Source organism: Rhodanobacter sp. FW021-MT20, assembly GCF_041107475.1.
GTDB lineage: Bacteria > Pseudomonadota > Gammaproteobacteria > Xanthomonadales > Rhodanobacteraceae > Rhodanobacter_A > Rhodanobacter_A glycinis.
This window is the reverse complement of sequence record NZ_JBGBPX010000005.1, coordinates 80,675-97,761: the sequence shown is the minus strand read 5'-3', so window position 1 is coordinate 97,761 and position 17,087 is coordinate 80,675. Positions and strand designations below refer to the sequence as shown.

Below are 17,087 nucleotides of genomic sequence, written 5' to 3'. Positions count from 1 at the left end.
CTCATCGGGCCAGCACCGCAGTGCCGCCGACCTCTCCCTGTTGTCCCACGCCGCGATGGCGCCGACTGAGCATATACAAAAGCACGGCGGACAGCCCGGAGACCGCACCGATCAGCACGAAGAACAGGCCGTGGTTCATCTGGCTCCACAGCGTACCCAGCCCGCCGGCCAGCAGGTTGCCGAAGAAACCGGCGAAGAACCACGTGGCAATGCTGGTGGCACGGAAGCCTTCCGGGGCCATGCGCCCGAACAGCGCCAGCCCGACCGGCAGGATGTACAGCTCGCCGATGGTGAACACCACGAACCAGACGAACAGCCACACCCAGCTCGCACGCGTGCCATGCGCCTCGCTCCACGCTGCCACCAGGCCCAGGGCCACGTACGACGCACCGACAATCGTTGCGCCGAATGCCATGCGCGCCAGCAGCGGCGTATCCACGCCACGCTTCGCCAGCCGCGCCCAGCGCGCCACCAGCACGGGCGTGAAGATGAACACGGCCAAGGAGTTGATCGACTGGAACCAGGTCATCGGAATCGACCAGCTTGCGGTCAGTTGCCGGTCGATGCCGGTGTCGGCCCACAACGCAATGGTGTTGCCATTCTGCTCATAGGCGCCGCGGAAGATCACCACGATGGCGGCGATGCCGATCAGCAAGGCGAAACGGTCACGCGCGGCCCGGTCCATCGGTGGTCGTGCCGCGCGCGCTTCGACACCGCGCGCCGGCTCCGGCGGCAGATAGCGACGGCCGCACAGATAGATCACCAACGACAGCAACATGCCGATGCCGGCGGCCGCAAAACCCCAGTGCCAGCCAAACGCCTCGCCCAGCGTGCCGCACACCAGCGGCGCCAGAAACCCGCCCAGATTGATGCCCACGTAATAGATGTTGTACGCGCTCTTGCTGCGCACGTCGCCGTCGCGATACAGCCCTTCGATCTGGCTGGCCAGGCTGGGCAGGAACAGCCCGTTGCCCAGCGCAATCATGCACAACGCCGGATAGAACAAGGCTTCCGACGACATCATGAAATGGCCGAGCGCCATCATCGAACCGCCGATGACCACGGCGCGGCTCTTGCCCAGCCAGCGATCGGCGAGCATGCCGCCAAACACCGGAGTGAAATAGACAAAGGCCGCGTATGCGCCATAGACCAGCGAGGCGTACTCCTGCTCCATGTCCAGATGCATGGTCATGTAATAGACCAGGATCGCGCGCATGCCGAAGAAGGAGAACATCTCCCACATTTCGGTGAGGAACAGCACGGTCAGGCCACGCGGGTGACCGAACCAGTTTTTCTCGATGGATGGGGCCGCCATGCTGGACATCACGCCGACAGGTCTCCTTGCTGATTGCACACGCTCACGATGCCGGCACCGCCAGCGGGCCGCCCCATAGCGCGTCGGGGCACCAGATGGTACCGCCCTCGTACACCACCGACGGAACGTGATCGGCCAGCAGGCCAAGCGGCCCGTCAAGATCCACCACGTCGCACAACTGGCCCACCACGAAAGCGGGTCCCATCGCCAGCGACGAACCACCCATGTTGCCGACCATCAATTCGAAGCCCAGCTTGCGTGCTTCCTCGGCCAGGGCCAATCCTTCGGTGAGGCCGCCGCACTTGTCCAGCTTGATGTTGATGACGTCGACGCGACCGACCAACCTGGCCAGGTCACTGCGATCCTGCACGCTTTCGTCCGCCGCGATGCGGATCGGGCGTTCCAGGCCATCCAGCCACGCTTCGTTGCCCACCGGGAACGGTTGCTCGACGACATCCACACGCGCATCCACCAGCGTCGGCAGCAGGCGTGCAAATGACTCGCGCGTGAAACCCTGGTTGGCGTCGACCATCAGCCACACGTCCGGACGCGCCTTGCGCACGGCCAGCACGCGTTCGGCATTGCGATCATCGTCGGTCAGCTTGAGCTTGATCGCCCGGGCCTGCGCGTAGGCACCCGCGCGACTTGCCATCACCTCCGGCTCCTCCGCACTCAGCGTATAGGTGGTCAGCAACGGCTTCGGCGCATCCAGTCCGGCAAGCTGCCAGACCGGCTTGTCGGCACGCTTGGCTTCGAGATCCCACAAGGCGCAGTCCAACGCGTTGCGCGCGCCGCCGGCCGGCAACAGCGCCTGCAACTCCTCCCGCGTGATGCCGGCTTCGACCCGTGCGCGCAACGCTTCGACCTGCGCCACCATCGAAGCGGATGTGTCCTGGTGGTAATAGACGCCCTGCGCTTCCGCGCGCCCTGTATGCCCTTGTTCATCCGTCAGCTCGACGATCACTGCATCGAACGCGTTGAAGGTGTAGCCGGTGATGTGAAACGGTGCCTCGATCGCCCAGCTCTTGGGTGTCGCTCGCAGGCGCAACCGCCCGCCAACATGGATATTCATGCTTGCTTCCTGGATGAAATGCGCGGCGACGCGGATCCGCCGCCGCGCGAATGAAGTCAGTAGTGGACGTTGAAGCTGATCATCCTGAGCGCCAGGATCAGCCACGCCAGATAGATCGCCGCCAGCGCCAGCAGGGTCTCGCCCACCAGCACCCAGCGACCGCGACGTGGCGTCATCCAGCTGTGCACCATGTGGATCACCACAAGCACCACGCCCAGCAAGGCCAGCACGCCCAAGGCGTAAAGCAGGTACAGCCAGGATGTCACACCGCCTTGCAACAAGAGGCTCTGGTCGCTGGCCATGCTCACCATCAGGAGCAGCCAACCGAGCAGCGTGACAAACAACGCCACCACCCCCAGTCGTGACCACAGGCGGAAACGGCGCTGGCGCACATTCAACTCCAGCCGCCGGCCGTAGTGACGACGCACCAGCCAGCCGCACAGCCAGCTCAGCAAGGTGGCCAGCAGGAACAACAGGGACAACGTGCCCAGGAGTTCGATGCTGCCCAGCGTGCGCAGGCCCGTCATCGTCTGGAACACCATCACCGGCGGCAATGAGTCGGTGACCCAGTAACGAATGTCGCCATTGGCCGCCGCCACGAAATCCAGATGGTAGGGACCATCCACCTGCTGATATTTCAGCGGCCCCACCTCGCGCCAATGCATCGGTGCACCGGAGGGATTCATGAACGCTGCGCTCTGGATCGTGCCGTCGGGCAAGGCCGACACCTGAGTCTGGGTCAGGGCGTAGAGCATGCGCAGCGCACTATCGTTGCGGCGACTGGACAGATACCAGCCCGCCACTCGCGCGGCATCGGCCTTGGCTGTCGCAGCGGTGGGCAGCTGCGGCGTCGCGACCGGGAAATAGCGGTCGAGGAACGCGTTGAAGATCCCCGCGCGAATCACCTCGGCACCACCCTCGTTGCCGGCACTGTTGAACGACATGAACACGCCGACGTCGGCATCCAGCATCAGATGCAGATCGGTATGGAAATAGTCCGTATCGCCGGCATGGCCGATGATGGTCTGGCCGTTGCGGTTTTCCTGGTAGAAACCCAGGGCGTAGCCATTCATCCCCGGCGCATCGGTACGTTGCGGCGTGTGCATCAAGGTGGTCGTGGCCGGCGACAGGATCGAGTTGCCGTCGTAACTGCCGCCTTGCAGCTGGGCGATCATGAAATGCGCCATGTCCAGCGCCGTCGAGCTCATCGCACCGGCCGGGGCCGGGTCGACGATCTCGAAGGGCTGCAACTTGCCGTCGGAGGCTTTGTCGTAACTGGCGGCCATCAGCGGCTCGAACTGTACCGGCAGCGGTTGCCGGAAGGTGGAGTGCTGCATGTCCAGCGGCTTGAAGAGGTGCTGCTCGACGTAATCGTCGAAGCTCTGCCCGGACACCCGCTGCACGATATAGCCGGCCAGACCGCAGCCGTAATTGGAATACGCCACCACATGGCCCGGCGGAAAAATCCGTGCCGGCAGATGCGTTTTCAGGTAATGCTCAAGGTTGACCGGCTTGCCGTCGGTGGCGATGAGATTGCGCGCGGTATCTTCAAAGCCGGGGCTTTGCGTCAACAGGTTGCGCAACGTGATTGGCTTGCCCTGGAACGGCGGAATCTTGAAGTCGAGATAGTCGTTGACGTCGCTGTCCAGATTCAGCTTGCCCGCCTGCACCAGCTGCATCACCGCCGTCCATGTAAACAACTTGGACGTCGAGCCGATGCGGAACAGCGTGTCCGCAGGAGACGGCACCGTCCGTTGCTTCAGGTTGTTGTAGCCATAGCCCTTGGCGAAGAGCACCTTGCCGTCTTTCACCACCGAAATCACGCCGCCGGCCACGTCGCCCCGCCGCAATGCAAACGGCACCAACCCGTCGAAGAAGTTCGACAGGTCCGCGCCAGTCAGCGCGTGGAGTTGGCCACTGGCATTCGCGGTGGAATCGACCGCCGCCGATGCAGATGCGGGTACGGCCGCAGGAGTCGTCGATGCCGGCTGCATCGGCGGCGGCACCTGCGCCATCGCCAGACCAGTGATGCAAGTGGCGACCAGCGACGCAAGGCATTTCACATAGCGATTCATGAAGCGCTTACTCCGATGAGTCATAGTCAGAAGTCCAGGCCGACGGTCACGCCGACGGTGCGTGGCGGCACATAGGACGCGGCAAACGGACTTCCGCGCGGATCCTCGGTTTCGGAAGACAGCGAGGTGATGCCGCGGGCATTGGTCAGATTCTTGACGTACCCCCGGATCGTCCAGTTGCCGACATAGACTCCGGCGTGCAGATCGACACCGTGATAGGACGGCACCGTGAAGCGCGGGCCCGGCTCGGACAGGAAATCCGTCATGCGCGCGCCCACGTAGCGATAGCTGCCGCCGACGAACCCCGACCAGCCACCGCCCAGCGGGAAGTTGTAATCCACGCCCGCGTTGGCATTCCATTTCGGCACCCACGGCAGGCGATCACCGTTGTAGCCGTACAAGCCCGGCGGCGTGTCCTGCGTCAACGTCGCATCGGTCCAGCTGGCGTTGGCCGACAGCACCAGTCCGCGCATGGGCTCGTACTTCCAGTTGGCTTCCACACCCTGACTCTTGGCCTTGCCGCCATTGCCGAGGAAGCTGAAATTGCCCGCGGTGGACGCAAGCTGGATCTGGCTCCAGTCGATGTAGAACACGTCGGCATCGAAGACCATGCTGCGATCCAGCAAGGTGGATTTGAAACCGAGCTCGTAGCTGGTCAGCTTGTCCGGCTTGAATGTTGCCGGCGCGCCCAGCCCGGGCGGCACGCCCACATTCGCGCCACCGGGACGGAAACCCGATGCCACGCGCACGTATGCCATCAGGTTGTCGTTGAACTTGAAACTGGGATTGACCAGGAAGGTGGTGGGCGTATCCGTGCTGCGACTGGTGAACTGGCTGGGCCCGGTCAACAGACCGCTGCCGGTTTGCGTATAAGTGGTGCTGTCATGGGTATAGCGGGCACCCACCAGGACGCTCAACTGCGACGTGGCATGCCAGGTCACATCGGCATAACCCGCCCACTCCTTGAAGATGCCGGGACCGATGGAAATCTCGGCCAGGCTGGGCAGATCGATCAGCGCCCCGGTGGTTGCGTCGAAGACATTGATGGTCTGGTGATTCGTGGTGTTTTCGCGCGTGTAGAACACGCCCGCGCGCCACGCCAGGGTTTGCTCCGTCGACGATTGCAGTCGAAGTTCCTGGGTGAATTTCCCCAACGTGATGGGATCGCTGATCGAATACCCGCCATTGGCCAGACCGAAAGCGGGGTTGAGCATCGGACCGTACGCCATGGTGACGTCCTGGTCCTGATTGACCCGCTGCGTGCCGTAACTGCTCGAAGACACCAGCGTGGCCCAACCGAGGTCCGCATTGATCGAAAGGTCATAGAGACGATATTTGACCTTGAACAGGCCGGTACCCGCGGCGCGGCTCTGCTGCTGGTAACCATAGATGGGCTTGAGCGTGGTCGGATCCACTTCCACGCCGGCATTGGCCAGGCCATCACCACTGAGGTTCTGCGCCAGCGCCGAGAAGCGCACCGAGACCTTGTCGTTCGGCGTCCACAGCACTTGCGCACGGCCACCGCTGACCGTGTCCTCATTGACCTCGGACTTGCCGGTGGCCACGTTGTCGATGTAGCCGGGATCGTCGCGATGATAGGCATTCACGCGCAGCGCGAGCTTGTCCTCGATCAAGGGAACGTTGAACATGGCGCGCTCGGTGAGGCCGCTGCCACCACCGCTGACACTGTCATAGCCGACCGTCACGCGGCCGTAAGCGCGAGTGGCGTCCGGCGGTGTGGTGACGAACTTCACCAGTCCACCCAGCGAGTTCGCGCCGTACAGCGTGCCCTGCGGACCGCGCAAAACTTCGATGCGCTCGATATCCGCCGGATCGATATCCGGCGTCAGCAAACCGCCGATGGCGTACACCGTGCTCGAACCGTACGGCGCATCGTCGATATAGGTACTGACGCTGGCATTGGCCTGCCCGCTACCTGACGTAATGCCGCGCAATACCAGCTGGGTCTGCCCCGCCGCGGTGGAGATCAGGTTGAGACCGGGGATCTGGGTGGCGTAGTCGGCAAAGCTGTTGGCGCCTTCGCGACGAAGGTCGTCACCGGAAACCACCGACACCGCCATCGGCACGTTCTGCAGCAGCTCGCTGCGCTTGTTCGCGGTGACCACGATCGTCGCCAGATCGATCGGCGCGGTGCTGCTGGTCGAGGACTGCGCCTGCTGTGCATGTTATGCCCCGACGTCCGCCACGGGCACCTGGCCTTGCACGGCTGCGCCACCAACGGCGGCTCCTGCCGCGGGATCACCACCATCAGGCATGGACGGCTGCGCCACTGCACTGAAGGACCCAAGCAAGGCGATGGCTATCGCCAGACTGAGGCCATGTCGCTTCTGCGGATACTGCTGAAATTGCATGACGCTCTCCCCATGGAATCACATGGACAACCCTGGGGCACTTTGATATCTCATTAACATTACTGTGTCAATGATATTTTTTTATCATACTTGGCACACAAGAGGCAGCCGTGAGCTCCCCGCACAAAAGCCAACGGTGAGGACAACATCAATTCATACCGCTGTCGCACGACAGGGACAGGCAGCTTTCGCGCAGACACGCGCGTGCGGTTGACTGGTGAGGGCACGTGCAGGTCAACCAACTGACGACGTGGCCGTATGCGCCGTCGCACGCGAACACCAGAGGTCCACGTCACGTGCCCGCCCTTCACACCTGATCGGCGACAACGTTCAGCCGATATCTCACCGTTCGCCCTGAGCGTAGGCCCATAGGCCGGAGTCGAAGGGTGATCGCCCGTGATCGCTTCGACTTCCTCGCTCCTCAAAGTCGTAGCCAACCATGGCTACTCTCCGCGTGCGCTGGTCAACGCAAGCCGCGTTCAGCGCGAATGGCCTTTTTTTGCTGAGCTTCGCCGCCAATCAGGTCATCACGTGAATCCGATGCATCGCGGATCGGCATCAAGGTCAGGCCGCGAACCATCGTGTCCGGCTATCGATGCAAGCGGTGCCGCGGTACCCCGTATCATGCGGCGCTCACGCACGACACAGCGAGGGAGCGCATGACTGCGCGCCCTCGCTGACTGGTTTTCACGAAATTGCGGCATCAAGGCCATGGCAGCCAACACCCTGGCCCTATAAAGCGCTCATGACACGGTGATGGTGGGATCCCAGTAGTAGTAGCCGAAGACTTCCTGGTTCTCGCCGTTGTCGGAAAGCGTGTACAGCGCGAAGACGACATAGAAGTTTTCCGTGCCTCCGTTGCGCACCTTCGAGTCGAAGCTGGAAAAATCGATCTTCGTCTGCAGCGCCGGCAAGCCGTTTTCGGAGTTCGCATCAGGCATCACCGCGCCGTTGCGGGTTACCAGGTTCGGCACGAACTGGTTGAACACCTGATCTCCCTTCCAGTACTGGATGCCATAGACGATCACCGCATCATCGGAATTGTCGTAGATCGACACGCCGGTGAAGGCCACCAGATCACCCGGGTTGGCGCGGAAATTGAGGTCGGCGGACCCTTGCCCACTGACGATGCCGCGTGAACCGGTGCAGATCATGAACTGACTGTTGTGATTGATTCCAGTGGGATGACTGGGGTCTTTGCTGGGGTTCGGATAGTTGGTCTTGACGTACTCCGTGTCGATCACGACCAGTACGTTGATCTGCTGCGCGCTCGATTCCAACATGATCTTCATTGCCATGGTGAATCCCCTTGTGCGTTCGTGACGGAAATTGCCGAAAGACATGCCCAAGCATGTCGACACGAAGAATCGCACCCGGGGTCCCCGCTTCCACCTGCCAATCCTGTCAGGTGGCGAACATCGCCAGCTCAGCGCAAGGGCTGCAGCAGGCCGGTCATGATGGCCTTCACCACCGCCTGCAATTTGTTGACCACTCCAAGCTTCATCATCACATTACTGATATGGAAGTTGACCGTGCGCTCGGCGATACCGAGGATCCGGCCGATCTCGTAGGCTGTCTTGCCTTCGGCGGTCCAGATCAGCACTTCGTGCTCGCGTTGCGTCAACGTCACCTCGCCTGCCGCCGTCATGTCGGGCACCAGAAACTGGCTCATCAGCATGTGGGTCAAGTTGCCCAGCCAATGTACTGACCGTGACACTTCGTCGATCTCCGACGAGGCAAGCGCGCCGTGAGGGCGCGCCAGCGACAACAAGCCGAACACGCCATGCTGCCCCCAGCTGGAGCACGCCACCCCCGTCCGGATGCCGTATTCGCAGGCGTCTGCCCACAGCCGATGCGCTTCGCCGCGCATCGTTTGCGGCCAGACCACGAGCTCATTGCTGAGCAAGCCGGCCTGCACGACCGGATCCACGTCCAGGTAGCCACTGTCCCGATAGTGATCCATCCAGCCAGCGGGGTACGTGTCGAAGATGGCCGTCCTTGGTTTGTGCACAGGATAAGGGACACGCACCCCATAGCAGCAATAGTCGAAACCCAGCTCCCGCGCGATTCCGGCCACGCTGAAAAACAGCTCGTGCTCGTTGCGTGCGGCGCCCAGCTGTTGGTAGACATCCTGCCAATGAAGATCCATTCGCCCCTCCCTGCCATCGCGCTGTCAAAGCCTGCAGGTCCGCACACGCGACAAATCGTTATAGTCCTTCGATGAACACGTCCGCCCCCATCATCTTTCGGGATGCACAAGCCGACGGTTACGTGCGCATCCCCGAGCTGGCAATTCCTCGTCTGGCATTGCGTCACCTTTCTTCCGGCTTGGACACCGCACTGCTAGACAATCTGTGGCGCACGGCCATCAATGCACTCAGCGCCGGTTACACCGAGTGGCTATGCACCGGCTGGATTGGTGGCGTGGCTGACGACATTGTCCAGATATCGGTTGGCTGGGACTGGTACCAGGAGAGCGCCGCAGGGACGCTGCTGCTCGCAGGAGGCGACATCCGCAGCAATGTCATGGCCGTCGACTGCAATGGCCATGACCTTGGCATGATGCGGACGACCTTGGCGCTTGACCGTGGGCTGGCCATGCTGGATTGGCAATGCATTGTGGCCGCAGCCGTCCCGCTCGCGTTTCACCCGCGCGGCTCGTGCCTCAACTAGAGCCACTCCTTGCATCCGGCCGAAGGCCAAGCACGGCTCGCACTCGTGGCGATCGTCGCTCCCGGGCATCCATCGATTCGAACTGCAAGAAAAAGTACGTCACGCCTCACCCCCTCAGACTCCGCTGATGCCTGTCGATTCTGACAGTTATCAATGTCTCGATCTGACGCTGTAGTTCTCACTTCTGCAATGGAAAGCCAGGGGTGGAATGATGCAAGCGACCATGCATGATGGCGGGCGCCTGCCCGCTGAGATCGACGACGCACTCGCGCGCTACCGCTATAGGGTCTTCGTCGAGCAACTGGGCTGGGAACTTCCCGTCGTGGATGGCTGCATGGAGCGCGACCAGTTCGATCGCAACGACACCATCTATGTCATCGCCCGCGACAACAGCGGCTCGATCTGCGGGTGTGCACGGTTACTACCCACCACGCGCCCCTACCTGCTGAAGGAGCTGTTCCCATTTCTGCTGGCCAAACCCATGCTGCCACCCGAGGACGCAGGCACTTGGGAGCTGTCGCGCTTCGCCGCGCATCTGTCAGGTGACGATCCGGAGTGGGCCATCCGGCCAATGTTGGCGTTGGTGGTACGCCAAGCGCTGCGGCTTGGCGCGCACCGGCTGGTTGCGGTGACGTTTCTCAGCATGGAGCGCCTGTTTCGCCGTATCGGCGTCCATGCCCATCGCGCCGGGCCGGCGCGGCGCATCGACAATCGCATGGTGGTCGCGTGCTGGCTCGATCTCGATGCCTGCACCTTGTCTGTGCTTGGCATCCATGGTCAGGAAATGCCTGCACCCACCCTGCCCATGTAAGACCCAGCGCTGCATGCTGGGCATGCAGCGCTGGAGTGCATGCCATACGCCGCTCTGGCCGCAAACGCACGCCGGCACCAACGTTCGTGGCAATTGACCCTGCGGCTTACCCCAGCAACACCCGGTTCATCCGCTGCACGAACGCGGCGGGATCCGGCAGCTGCGCACCGGCGGAGATCTCTGCCTGCTCCAGCAGCAGCGTGGCCAGATCCTTGGCCTTGGCTTCGTCAGCCTCGGTCTCCACGCGTTTGACCAGCGCGTGAGCGGGGTTGATCTCCAGCGTGGGCTTGGACTCGGGCATGTCCTGCCCGGCTTCGCGCAGCAGGCGGGCAAGGTGCGGTGCCATTTCGTAGTCGCTCAGCGCCAGGCACGACGGTGAATCGGTGAGGCGGGCCGAAACCTTCACGTCCCCCACGCGATCGCCGAGCAGTTCCTTGAGTTTCTTCAGCAGCGGCTCGGCTTCCTTGGTTGCCTCTTCCTGCTTTTTCTTGTCGGCTTCGTCCAGCGGCACGTCGCCCTTGGCTACGCTCTTGAGCTTCTTGCCGTCGTACTCGCTGAGGCTGCCGATCATCCATTCGTCGATGCGGTCGGACATCAGCAGCACTTCGATGTCCTTGGCCTTGAACGCTTCCAGCTGCGGGCTGCCGGCGGCGGCGGCGTAGCTGTCGGCGGTGATGTACCAGATCGCGTCCTGGCCGACGGCCATGCGGCCGATGTAATCGTCCAGCGACACGTTCTGCGCGGTGCCTTCGCCCTTGGTGCTGGCGAAGCGCAGCAGCTTGGCGATGCGTTCGCGGTTGTTGGCGTCTTCGCTGATGCCTTCCTTGAGCGTGTTGCCGAAGGCCTTGTAGAAGGTGTGGAATTTCTCGGGTTCGTCGCGCGCCAGTTTCTCGATCAGGTCGAGCACGCGCTTGACGCAGGCAGCCTTGATGCGATCGAGCTGGCGGTTGTGCTGCAGGATCTCGCGGCTGACGTTGAGCGGCAGGTCGTCGGCGTCGACCACACCTCGCACGAAGCGCAGGTAGCTCGGCAGCAGCTCTTCGGCGGCGTCCATGATGAAGACGCGCTTGATGTAGAGCTTGAGGCCCTTGCGCTCGTCGCGGCCACCCATCATCAGGTCGAACGGCGGCTGCGACGGCAGATACAGCAAGGTGGTGAAGCTCTGGCTGCCTTCGACGCGGTTGTGTGTCCACGCCAGCGCGTCGTTGAAGTCGTGGCCGAGCGACTTGTAGAAGCTCTGGTAATCCTCGTCGGAAATCTCCGATTTGGGCTTGGTCCACAGTGCCGAGGCGGCGTTGATGGTTTCGAATTCGTCGGTCGGCCTGTCGTCCTTCTCTTGCGGCATGCGGATCGGAAAGGCGACGTGATCGGAATACTTGGTGATCAGCGAACGCAGCTGCCAGCGCTTGAGGAACTCGTCCTCGTCGGCCTTCAGGTGCAGGATCACCGAAGTACCGCGCTGCGGCAGATCCATCTGCTCCAGCGAATACTCGCCCTTGCCGTCGCTTTCCCACTTCACGCCCTCGCCTTCCGGCGCATCGGCGCGACGGGTGATCACGGTGACCCTGTCGGCCACCACGAAGGCGGAATAGAAGCCCACGCCGAACTGGCCGATCAGGCGCGCGTCGGCCTTCTGCTCGCCCGACATCGCCTCCAGAAAGCGCTTGGTGCCGGAGCTGGCAATGGTGCCGATGTTCGCCACCACTTCATCGCGGGTCATGCCGATGCCGTTGTCCCGCACGGTGACGGTGCGCGCGTCCGGATCCCAGCTGACGTCGATATGCAGTTCGCTGTCACCGGCCGACAACGCTGGGTTGGCGATCGACTCGAAGCGCAGCTTGTCGCAGGCGTCGGAGGCGTTGGAGATCAGCTCGCGCAGGAAGATTTCCTTGTGCGAGTACAGCGAATGCGTGACCAGGTGCAGAACCTGGGCGACTTCGGCTTCGAATTTGCGGGTTTCGGCAGGTGCGTTCATGCGTGGATATTCCGAACTGACGTTGACTATGACTATGGACAATAGCTCCTCCCCCTGTACGCAGGGGGAGGTTGGGAGGGAGGTCGCTTTTCAACCTGGACTTTCATAGATAGGGGCAAGAGCACCCCGCCCCAACCCTCCCCTACACGCAAAGGCGAGTGAGAAGCGGCGGCTCAGCGACCACTTTGCAGCGCGGCGATGCGCTCATCCAGCGGCGGATGGCTCATGAACAGACGCTGGAAGCCCTGCGCCAGCGGGCCGGAAATGCCGAAGGCGGCCAGGGTCTTCGGCAGCGTGTTCTCGCCGTGATCGGCCTGCAGCCGCTGCAAGGCGGAAATCATCGCACCGCGTCCGGCCAGTTTCGCGCCGGCGGCGTCGGCATGGAACTCGCGCCAGCGCGAGAAGGCCATCACGATCATCGAGGCGAACAGGCCGAACACCACCTGCAGCACCATCACCACCACGAAATAGCCGATGCCGCCGCCACCGCGGTTGTCGTCGCGACCGCCACTCATCCAGCTGTCCACCATCCGGCCAACGATGCGCGCTGCCAGGATCACCAGCGTATTCAGCACGCCCTGGATCAGGGTCATGGTGACCATGTCGCCATTGGCCACATGACCGATCTCATGGCCGAGCACCGCGGCAACCTGCTCGCGGTCCATCTGCTGCAGCAGGCCGGAGCTCACCGCCACCAACGCGCTGTTTTTCGTCATACCGGTGGCGAAGGCGTTCATTTCCGGGGCGTCGTAGATCGCCACTTCGGGCATGCCGATGCCGGCGTTCTGCGCGTGATGACGCACGGTATCCAGCAACCAGCGCTCGGTTTCGTTCGCGGGTTGCGCGATCACCTTCGCACCGGTGGACATCTTCGCCATCCATTTGGACATGGCCAGTGAAATGAAAGCGCCGCCCATGCCAAACACTGCCGCGAAGATCAGCAGCCCGGTACTGCCGCCAATGCCCTGGACGGAAGCCATCTGATCCACCCCGAACAGGTGGCAAATGATGCTCAGCAGGAGCAGAACGGCAAGGTTGGTGGCAACGAACAGGGCTATGCGGCGCACGGCTGTCTCTCGGGCAGTCGATGAAATGGGAGCGCGACGGGGCGCCAGCAAATCAGTCGGGGCGATCGGGGGCCATTTCAAGAGGGAGAAATCGCCCGCAAATCCATACGATCACGGCGCTGGCGCACCGGTACAACACGATAATTTGCACCCGGCCCGCGTCTTCGCGCAAGCCGTTGCAAGGAGACAAATGCGCAGTACAGTAATGACCGGTCACGGGATGGACCCGGGCCAAAACAAGGGGGCCACCGTGGGAATTTTAGGCAAGCTGTTCGGCTCAAACGATGCCGCCAAGGACACCATCTCCCACGCCGCGCCAGCCGAGGCGAGCGGGCCCCAGCGCACCATCCGCTACGATCCAGCCCTGCTCAACTCGCTGCTGCATGACCACGCCGAGCTGGGCACGCTGTTCGAGCGCATCGGCAAGCTCATGCAAGACGGACGATACGACGAAATCCGCCCCGAGCTGGTCAATTTCAAGACCCGGCTGGAAGCACACATCCTTACCGAGAACGTGCGTTTCTACACTTATCTCGAACAAAGCCTGGCCGGCGACACGCACAATGCCGAGATGATGCGCGACTTCCGTCGCGAGATGAACACCATCGCACGCGGCGTCGTCGTCTTCGTCAAGAAATACCAGTCTCCGGGAACATTCGATGCCACGCTGCAGTCCGAGTTCGCCGCGGACTACCAATCCGTGGGGGCGCTGTTCAAGCAGCGGATCAACCGCGAGGAATCCAGCCTGTATCCGCTCTACCAGCCAGACTGACCAGACACGAGGACACGCTTGCCCCGCCACGTCATCGCTCACGCGAAGCACCGCAATCGATGAGTTGCCGCGGTCGTTTCGCCCCATCACCCAGCGGGCCACTGCATTTCGGCTCGCTGGTGGCCGCTGTGGGCAGCTGGTTGTGCGCACGTCACACCGGCGGCCAATGGCTGCTGCGCATGGAGGATCTCGACCCGCCGCGCGAAGTGCCCGGAGCCGCCGCCAACATCCTCGCCACACTGGACGCCTTCGGCATGCGCGCGGACGCGCCCGTGCTTTACCAGTCGCAACGCCGCGCCGCCTATGACGCCGCTTTCGCGGTGCTGCGGGTGGACGATCACGTCTTTCCCTGCTGGTGCAGCCGCAGCGACCTTGCCGCCACGCATGGCCTGCACCGCGACGGCCGATGCGTCACTCCACCGACCACGGATCGCCCGCCGGCCTGGCGCCTGCGCGCACCGGATATCGACGTCGCCTTCGAGGATGCCGTGCAGGGGGCGTACCGACAGAACCTGCGCGAAGACGTGGGCGATTTCGTGATCCGCCGCGCCAAAGGCATCTACGCCTACCAGCTCGCCTGCGTGGTGGACGATGCCTTCCAGGGCATCACCGAAGTCGTCCGCGGCAACGACCTGCTCGATGCCACGCCGCGGCAGATCTGGCTGCAGCGCCTGCTTGGCCTGCCCACGCTGCGCTACCGCCACCTGCCGCTGGCGCTCGACGCGCAAGGCAGCAAGCTGTCCAAGTCCGACGGCGCCTGTCCCGTCGATGCAGCCCGGCCCCTGCCGGCACTGCGACGTGCGCTGGGCTTCCTCGGGGTCCCGGCGAGCGACGCCGAACAACCGGCTGAACTGCTCGCGCACGCGCTGGCGCACTTCGATCCCGCGCGTTTGCCGCGCGGCGCAGGACGCCATGTCACATAAAGGCAACGCATCCATGCGAAGAAAGTTTCCAAAACCACGCCGCGACGCGCGATGATGGAAGCGGACGTCCGACGCGTTTCGGACGTCCAATCCCGATTCGACACATGCAGACACGAAAACCCGGAAACCCAGGAGAACAGCGATGGCACAGCGCACGGCATTGGTCACAGGCGGCACCGGCGGCATTGGCACCGCGATCGTGCGCTATCTTGCCGGGCACGGACATCGCGTGGCCACCAACTTTCGCGATGCCGCCAAGGCCGAGACATGGCGACAGCAGATGGCACGGGAAGGCATCGAGGTCTGCATGGTGCAAGGTGATGTCTCCGACCCGGAAGCGTGCGCGGCCATGGTTCGCGCCATCGAGTCGCAGTGCGGTCCCGTCGACATCCTGGTCAACAACGCCGGCATCACCCGCGACACCACCTTCCACAAGATGAGCTACCAGCAGTGGACGGAGGTGGTGAACACCAACCTCAACGCCTGCTTCAACGTCACCCGCCCGGTAATCGAGGGCATGCGCGCGCGCAAGTGGGGCCGCATCGTGCAGATCAGCTCGATCAACGGCCAGAAGGGCCAGTACGGCCAGGCCAACTACGCCGCCGCCAAGGCCGGCATGCACGGCTTCACCATCTCGCTGGCACAGGAGAATGCAAAGTTCGGCATCACCGTGAACACGGTCTCGCCCGGCTACGTGGCCACCGACATGGTGATGGCGGTGCCGGAAGACGTGCGCGCCAAGATCGAGGCACAGATTCCGATCGGCCGCCTCGGCAAGCCCGAGGAAATCGCCCATGCCGTGGCTTTCCTCACCGGCGAGGAAACCGGCTGGATGACCGGCGCCAACCTGGCCATCAACGGCGGGCAATACATGGGTTGGTAATTGCTGCGTTTGCGAGATGCGTTGAAGCGCATCTCGCGCAGCGATTACCAGGTGAGGCATGGATGCCGAACGGGCGGCGACGCAGGGATGCCTGCTTGCCATATCGCCCCACAAGGACATGTAAAGCGCGCTTCGAACCCGCCTGATCGCGAGCACCCACCCCTCATCCGCTCTTCGGGCACCCCGGATCAAATTCGGGCCAGGCTCTTCTCTCCGGAGGGGGGAAGGATTCAGGCTTGCAGCAACTTCTCCATCACCTTCCCCACCGCCGCAAACGCAAACGCGCCGGTGACGTGTGTCGCCGCGCCCAGTCCGCCGCCGCAGGCCAGGTTCAATGCATCGCCACCCGGCGGGCGGTTGCCGCACACGGTGCCATCCGGTTGCGGGTACTGCACGTTCTGCAGCGAATAGACGGCCGATACGCCGAAGTAGCGGTCCGGGTTGCGCGGGAAGTTGAAATCGGTGCGGAGCTTCTTGCGGATCAGGCTGAACATCGCGTCGTGTTCGGTGCGCGACAGATCGCGCACGCGGATCTGGGTAGGGTCGGTGCGACCACCAGCCGAACCCACGCTGACGATCGGCAACTTGCGGCGGCGGCACCAGGCGATCATCTCCAGCTTCACGCGAAAGGCATCGCAGGCATCCAGCACCACGTCGTAGCCGCGGTCGAGCAGTTCGTCCAGCGTCGACGTGGTCAGGAAGCGTTCGATCGCCTCCAGCCGCAGCACCGGGTTGATCGCGTGCAACCGCGTGGCCATCACGCCGACCTTGGTCTTGCCGTACTCGCCGTCCAGCGCATGCAATTGGCGGTTGGTGTTGGATACGCAGATATCGTCGGCATCGATCAGGGTGAGTCGCCCCACCCCGCTGCGCGCCAGTGCCTCGGCCGCCCATGAACCCACGCCGCCGACACCGACCACGCAGACGTGCGCCTGCGCCAGCCGGTCGAGGCTGCCCGTGCCATACAAGCGCTCGACACCGGCAAAGCGCTCGACCGGATAAGTCGCTTCGCTCATGACCGTGCACCTGTTGCGCGAGATTTCCTGCAAAACTTCATGTCGTTCCCGACGATGCCACCGAAAGGCCGACAGTTTAACCAACCGCGCGCATGGCAAGGACACGAGGCTGCGGTATCCTCGGCGGCAATCT

General features: G+C 63.0%; 15 protein-coding genes. 5 read left to right on the top strand and 10 right to left on the bottom strand.

The genetic code is table 11. The features are described from left to right. Position 1: 1 nt before the first annotated feature. The 7 genes from AB7849_RS08085 to AB7849_RS08055 all read right to left on the bottom strand — a co-directional run bounded on the left by AB7849_RS08085 (position 2) and on the right by AB7849_RS08055 (position 8,983). Positions 2 to 1,324 carry a peptide MFS transporter gene (locus tag AB7849_RS08085; RefSeq protein WP_008211850.1) on the bottom strand — a complete coding sequence of 441 codons (1,323 nt, stop codon included), beginning with the start codon at positions 1,322 to 1,324 and terminating at the stop codon, positions 2 to 4. 34 nt (positions 1,325 to 1,358) lie between these two features. Next, complete coding sequence (locus tag AB7849_RS08080) at positions 1,359 to 2,387, bottom strand: dipeptide epimerase (RefSeq protein WP_008211851.1); 1,029 nt, start codon at positions 2,385 to 2,387, stop codon at positions 1,359 to 1,361. Between the two features lie 56 nt (positions 2,388 to 2,443). Continuing rightward, positions 2,444 to 4,462, bottom strand: a complete 2,019-nt coding sequence (locus AB7849_RS08075; RefSeq protein WP_008211854.1) for a serine hydrolase domain-containing protein — start codon at positions 4,460 to 4,462, stop codon at positions 2,444 to 2,446. Positions 4,463 to 4,488: 26 nt separating this feature from the next. Next, positions 4,489 to 6,588 carry a TonB-dependent receptor gene (locus tag AB7849_RS08070; RefSeq protein WP_008211856.1) on the bottom strand — a complete coding sequence of 700 codons (2,100 nt, stop codon included), beginning with the start codon at positions 6,586 to 6,588 and terminating at the stop codon, positions 4,489 to 4,491. A 60-nt stretch (positions 6,589 to 6,648) separates the two neighbouring features. Beyond that, positions 6,649 to 6,834 (bottom strand): hypothetical protein, encoded by a 186-nt coding sequence (locus AB7849_RS08065; protein WP_037099986.1) that lies wholly within the window; start codon positions 6,832 to 6,834, stop codon positions 6,649 to 6,651. A gap of 743 nt (positions 6,835 to 7,577) precedes the next feature. Next, entirely contained in the window at positions 7,578 to 8,132 is a 555-nt protein-coding gene (locus AB7849_RS08060; protein ID WP_037099989.1) for an inclusion body family protein, read from the bottom strand. Positions 8,133 to 8,260: 128 nt separating this feature from the next. After that, on the bottom strand, positions 8,261 to 8,983 hold the full coding sequence (locus AB7849_RS08055; RefSeq protein WP_008211860.1) for an autoinducer binding domain-containing protein: 723 nt from the start codon (positions 8,981 to 8,983) through the stop codon (positions 8,261 to 8,263). Between the two features lie 71 nt (positions 8,984 to 9,054). On the opposite strand from AB7849_RS08055, the gene AB7849_RS08050 reads away from it, so the two are divergent. After that, positions 9,055 to 9,507 (top strand): DUF4902 domain-containing protein, encoded by a 453-nt coding sequence (locus AB7849_RS08050; RefSeq protein ID WP_008211861.1) that lies wholly within the window; start codon positions 9,055 to 9,057, stop codon positions 9,505 to 9,507. A 208-nt stretch (positions 9,508 to 9,715) separates the two neighbouring features. After that, positions 9,716 to 10,318 carry an acyl-homoserine-lactone synthase gene (locus AB7849_RS08045; protein WP_008211864.1) on the top strand — a complete coding sequence of 201 codons (603 nt, stop codon included), beginning with the start codon at positions 9,716 to 9,718 and terminating at the stop codon, positions 10,316 to 10,318. A 106-nt stretch (positions 10,319 to 10,424) separates the two neighbouring features. Here AB7849_RS08045 and htpG read toward each other — a convergent pair whose 3' ends face one another. Then, on the bottom strand, positions 10,425 to 12,293 hold the full coding sequence (htpG, locus tag AB7849_RS08040; protein ID WP_008211866.1) for a molecular chaperone HtpG: 1,869 nt from the start codon (positions 12,291 to 12,293) through the stop codon (positions 10,425 to 10,427). Between the two features lie 173 nt (positions 12,294 to 12,466). Continuing rightward, positions 12,467 to 13,360, bottom strand: a complete 894-nt coding sequence (gene htpX / locus AB7849_RS08035; protein ID WP_008211868.1) for a protease HtpX — start codon at positions 13,358 to 13,360, stop codon at positions 12,467 to 12,469. Positions 13,361 to 13,550: 190 nt separating this feature from the next. Between htpX and AB7849_RS08030 the strand changes: the two genes are divergently transcribed. The 3 genes from AB7849_RS08030 to phbB all read left to right on the top strand — a co-directional run bounded on the left by AB7849_RS08030 (position 13,551) and on the right by phbB (position 15,938). Then, positions 13,551 to 14,132: a hemerythrin domain-containing protein gene (locus AB7849_RS08030; protein ID WP_369500815.1), complete on the top strand. Its 582-nt coding sequence runs from the start codon at positions 13,551 to 13,553 to the stop codon at positions 14,130 to 14,132. A gap of 59 nt (positions 14,133 to 14,191) precedes the next feature. Continuing rightward, the gene (gene gluQRS / locus AB7849_RS08025; protein WP_008211872.1) at positions 14,192 to 15,055 is read left to right on the top strand and encodes a tRNA glutamyl-Q(34) synthetase GluQRS; all 864 of its coding nucleotides are present in this window, start codon (positions 14,192 to 14,194) and stop codon (positions 15,053 to 15,055) included. Between the two features lie 142 nt (positions 15,056 to 15,197). Further along, complete coding sequence (phbB, locus tag AB7849_RS08020) at positions 15,198 to 15,938, top strand: acetoacetyl-CoA reductase (protein ID WP_008211875.1); 741 nt, start codon at positions 15,198 to 15,200, stop codon at positions 15,936 to 15,938. A 230-nt stretch (positions 15,939 to 16,168) separates the two neighbouring features. Here phbB and AB7849_RS08015 read toward each other — a convergent pair whose 3' ends face one another. After that, positions 16,169 to 16,954: a tRNA threonylcarbamoyladenosine dehydratase gene (locus AB7849_RS08015; protein ID WP_092700334.1), complete on the bottom strand. Its 786-nt coding sequence runs from the start codon at positions 16,952 to 16,954 to the stop codon at positions 16,169 to 16,171. Positions 16,955 to 17,087: the final 133 nt, after the last annotated feature.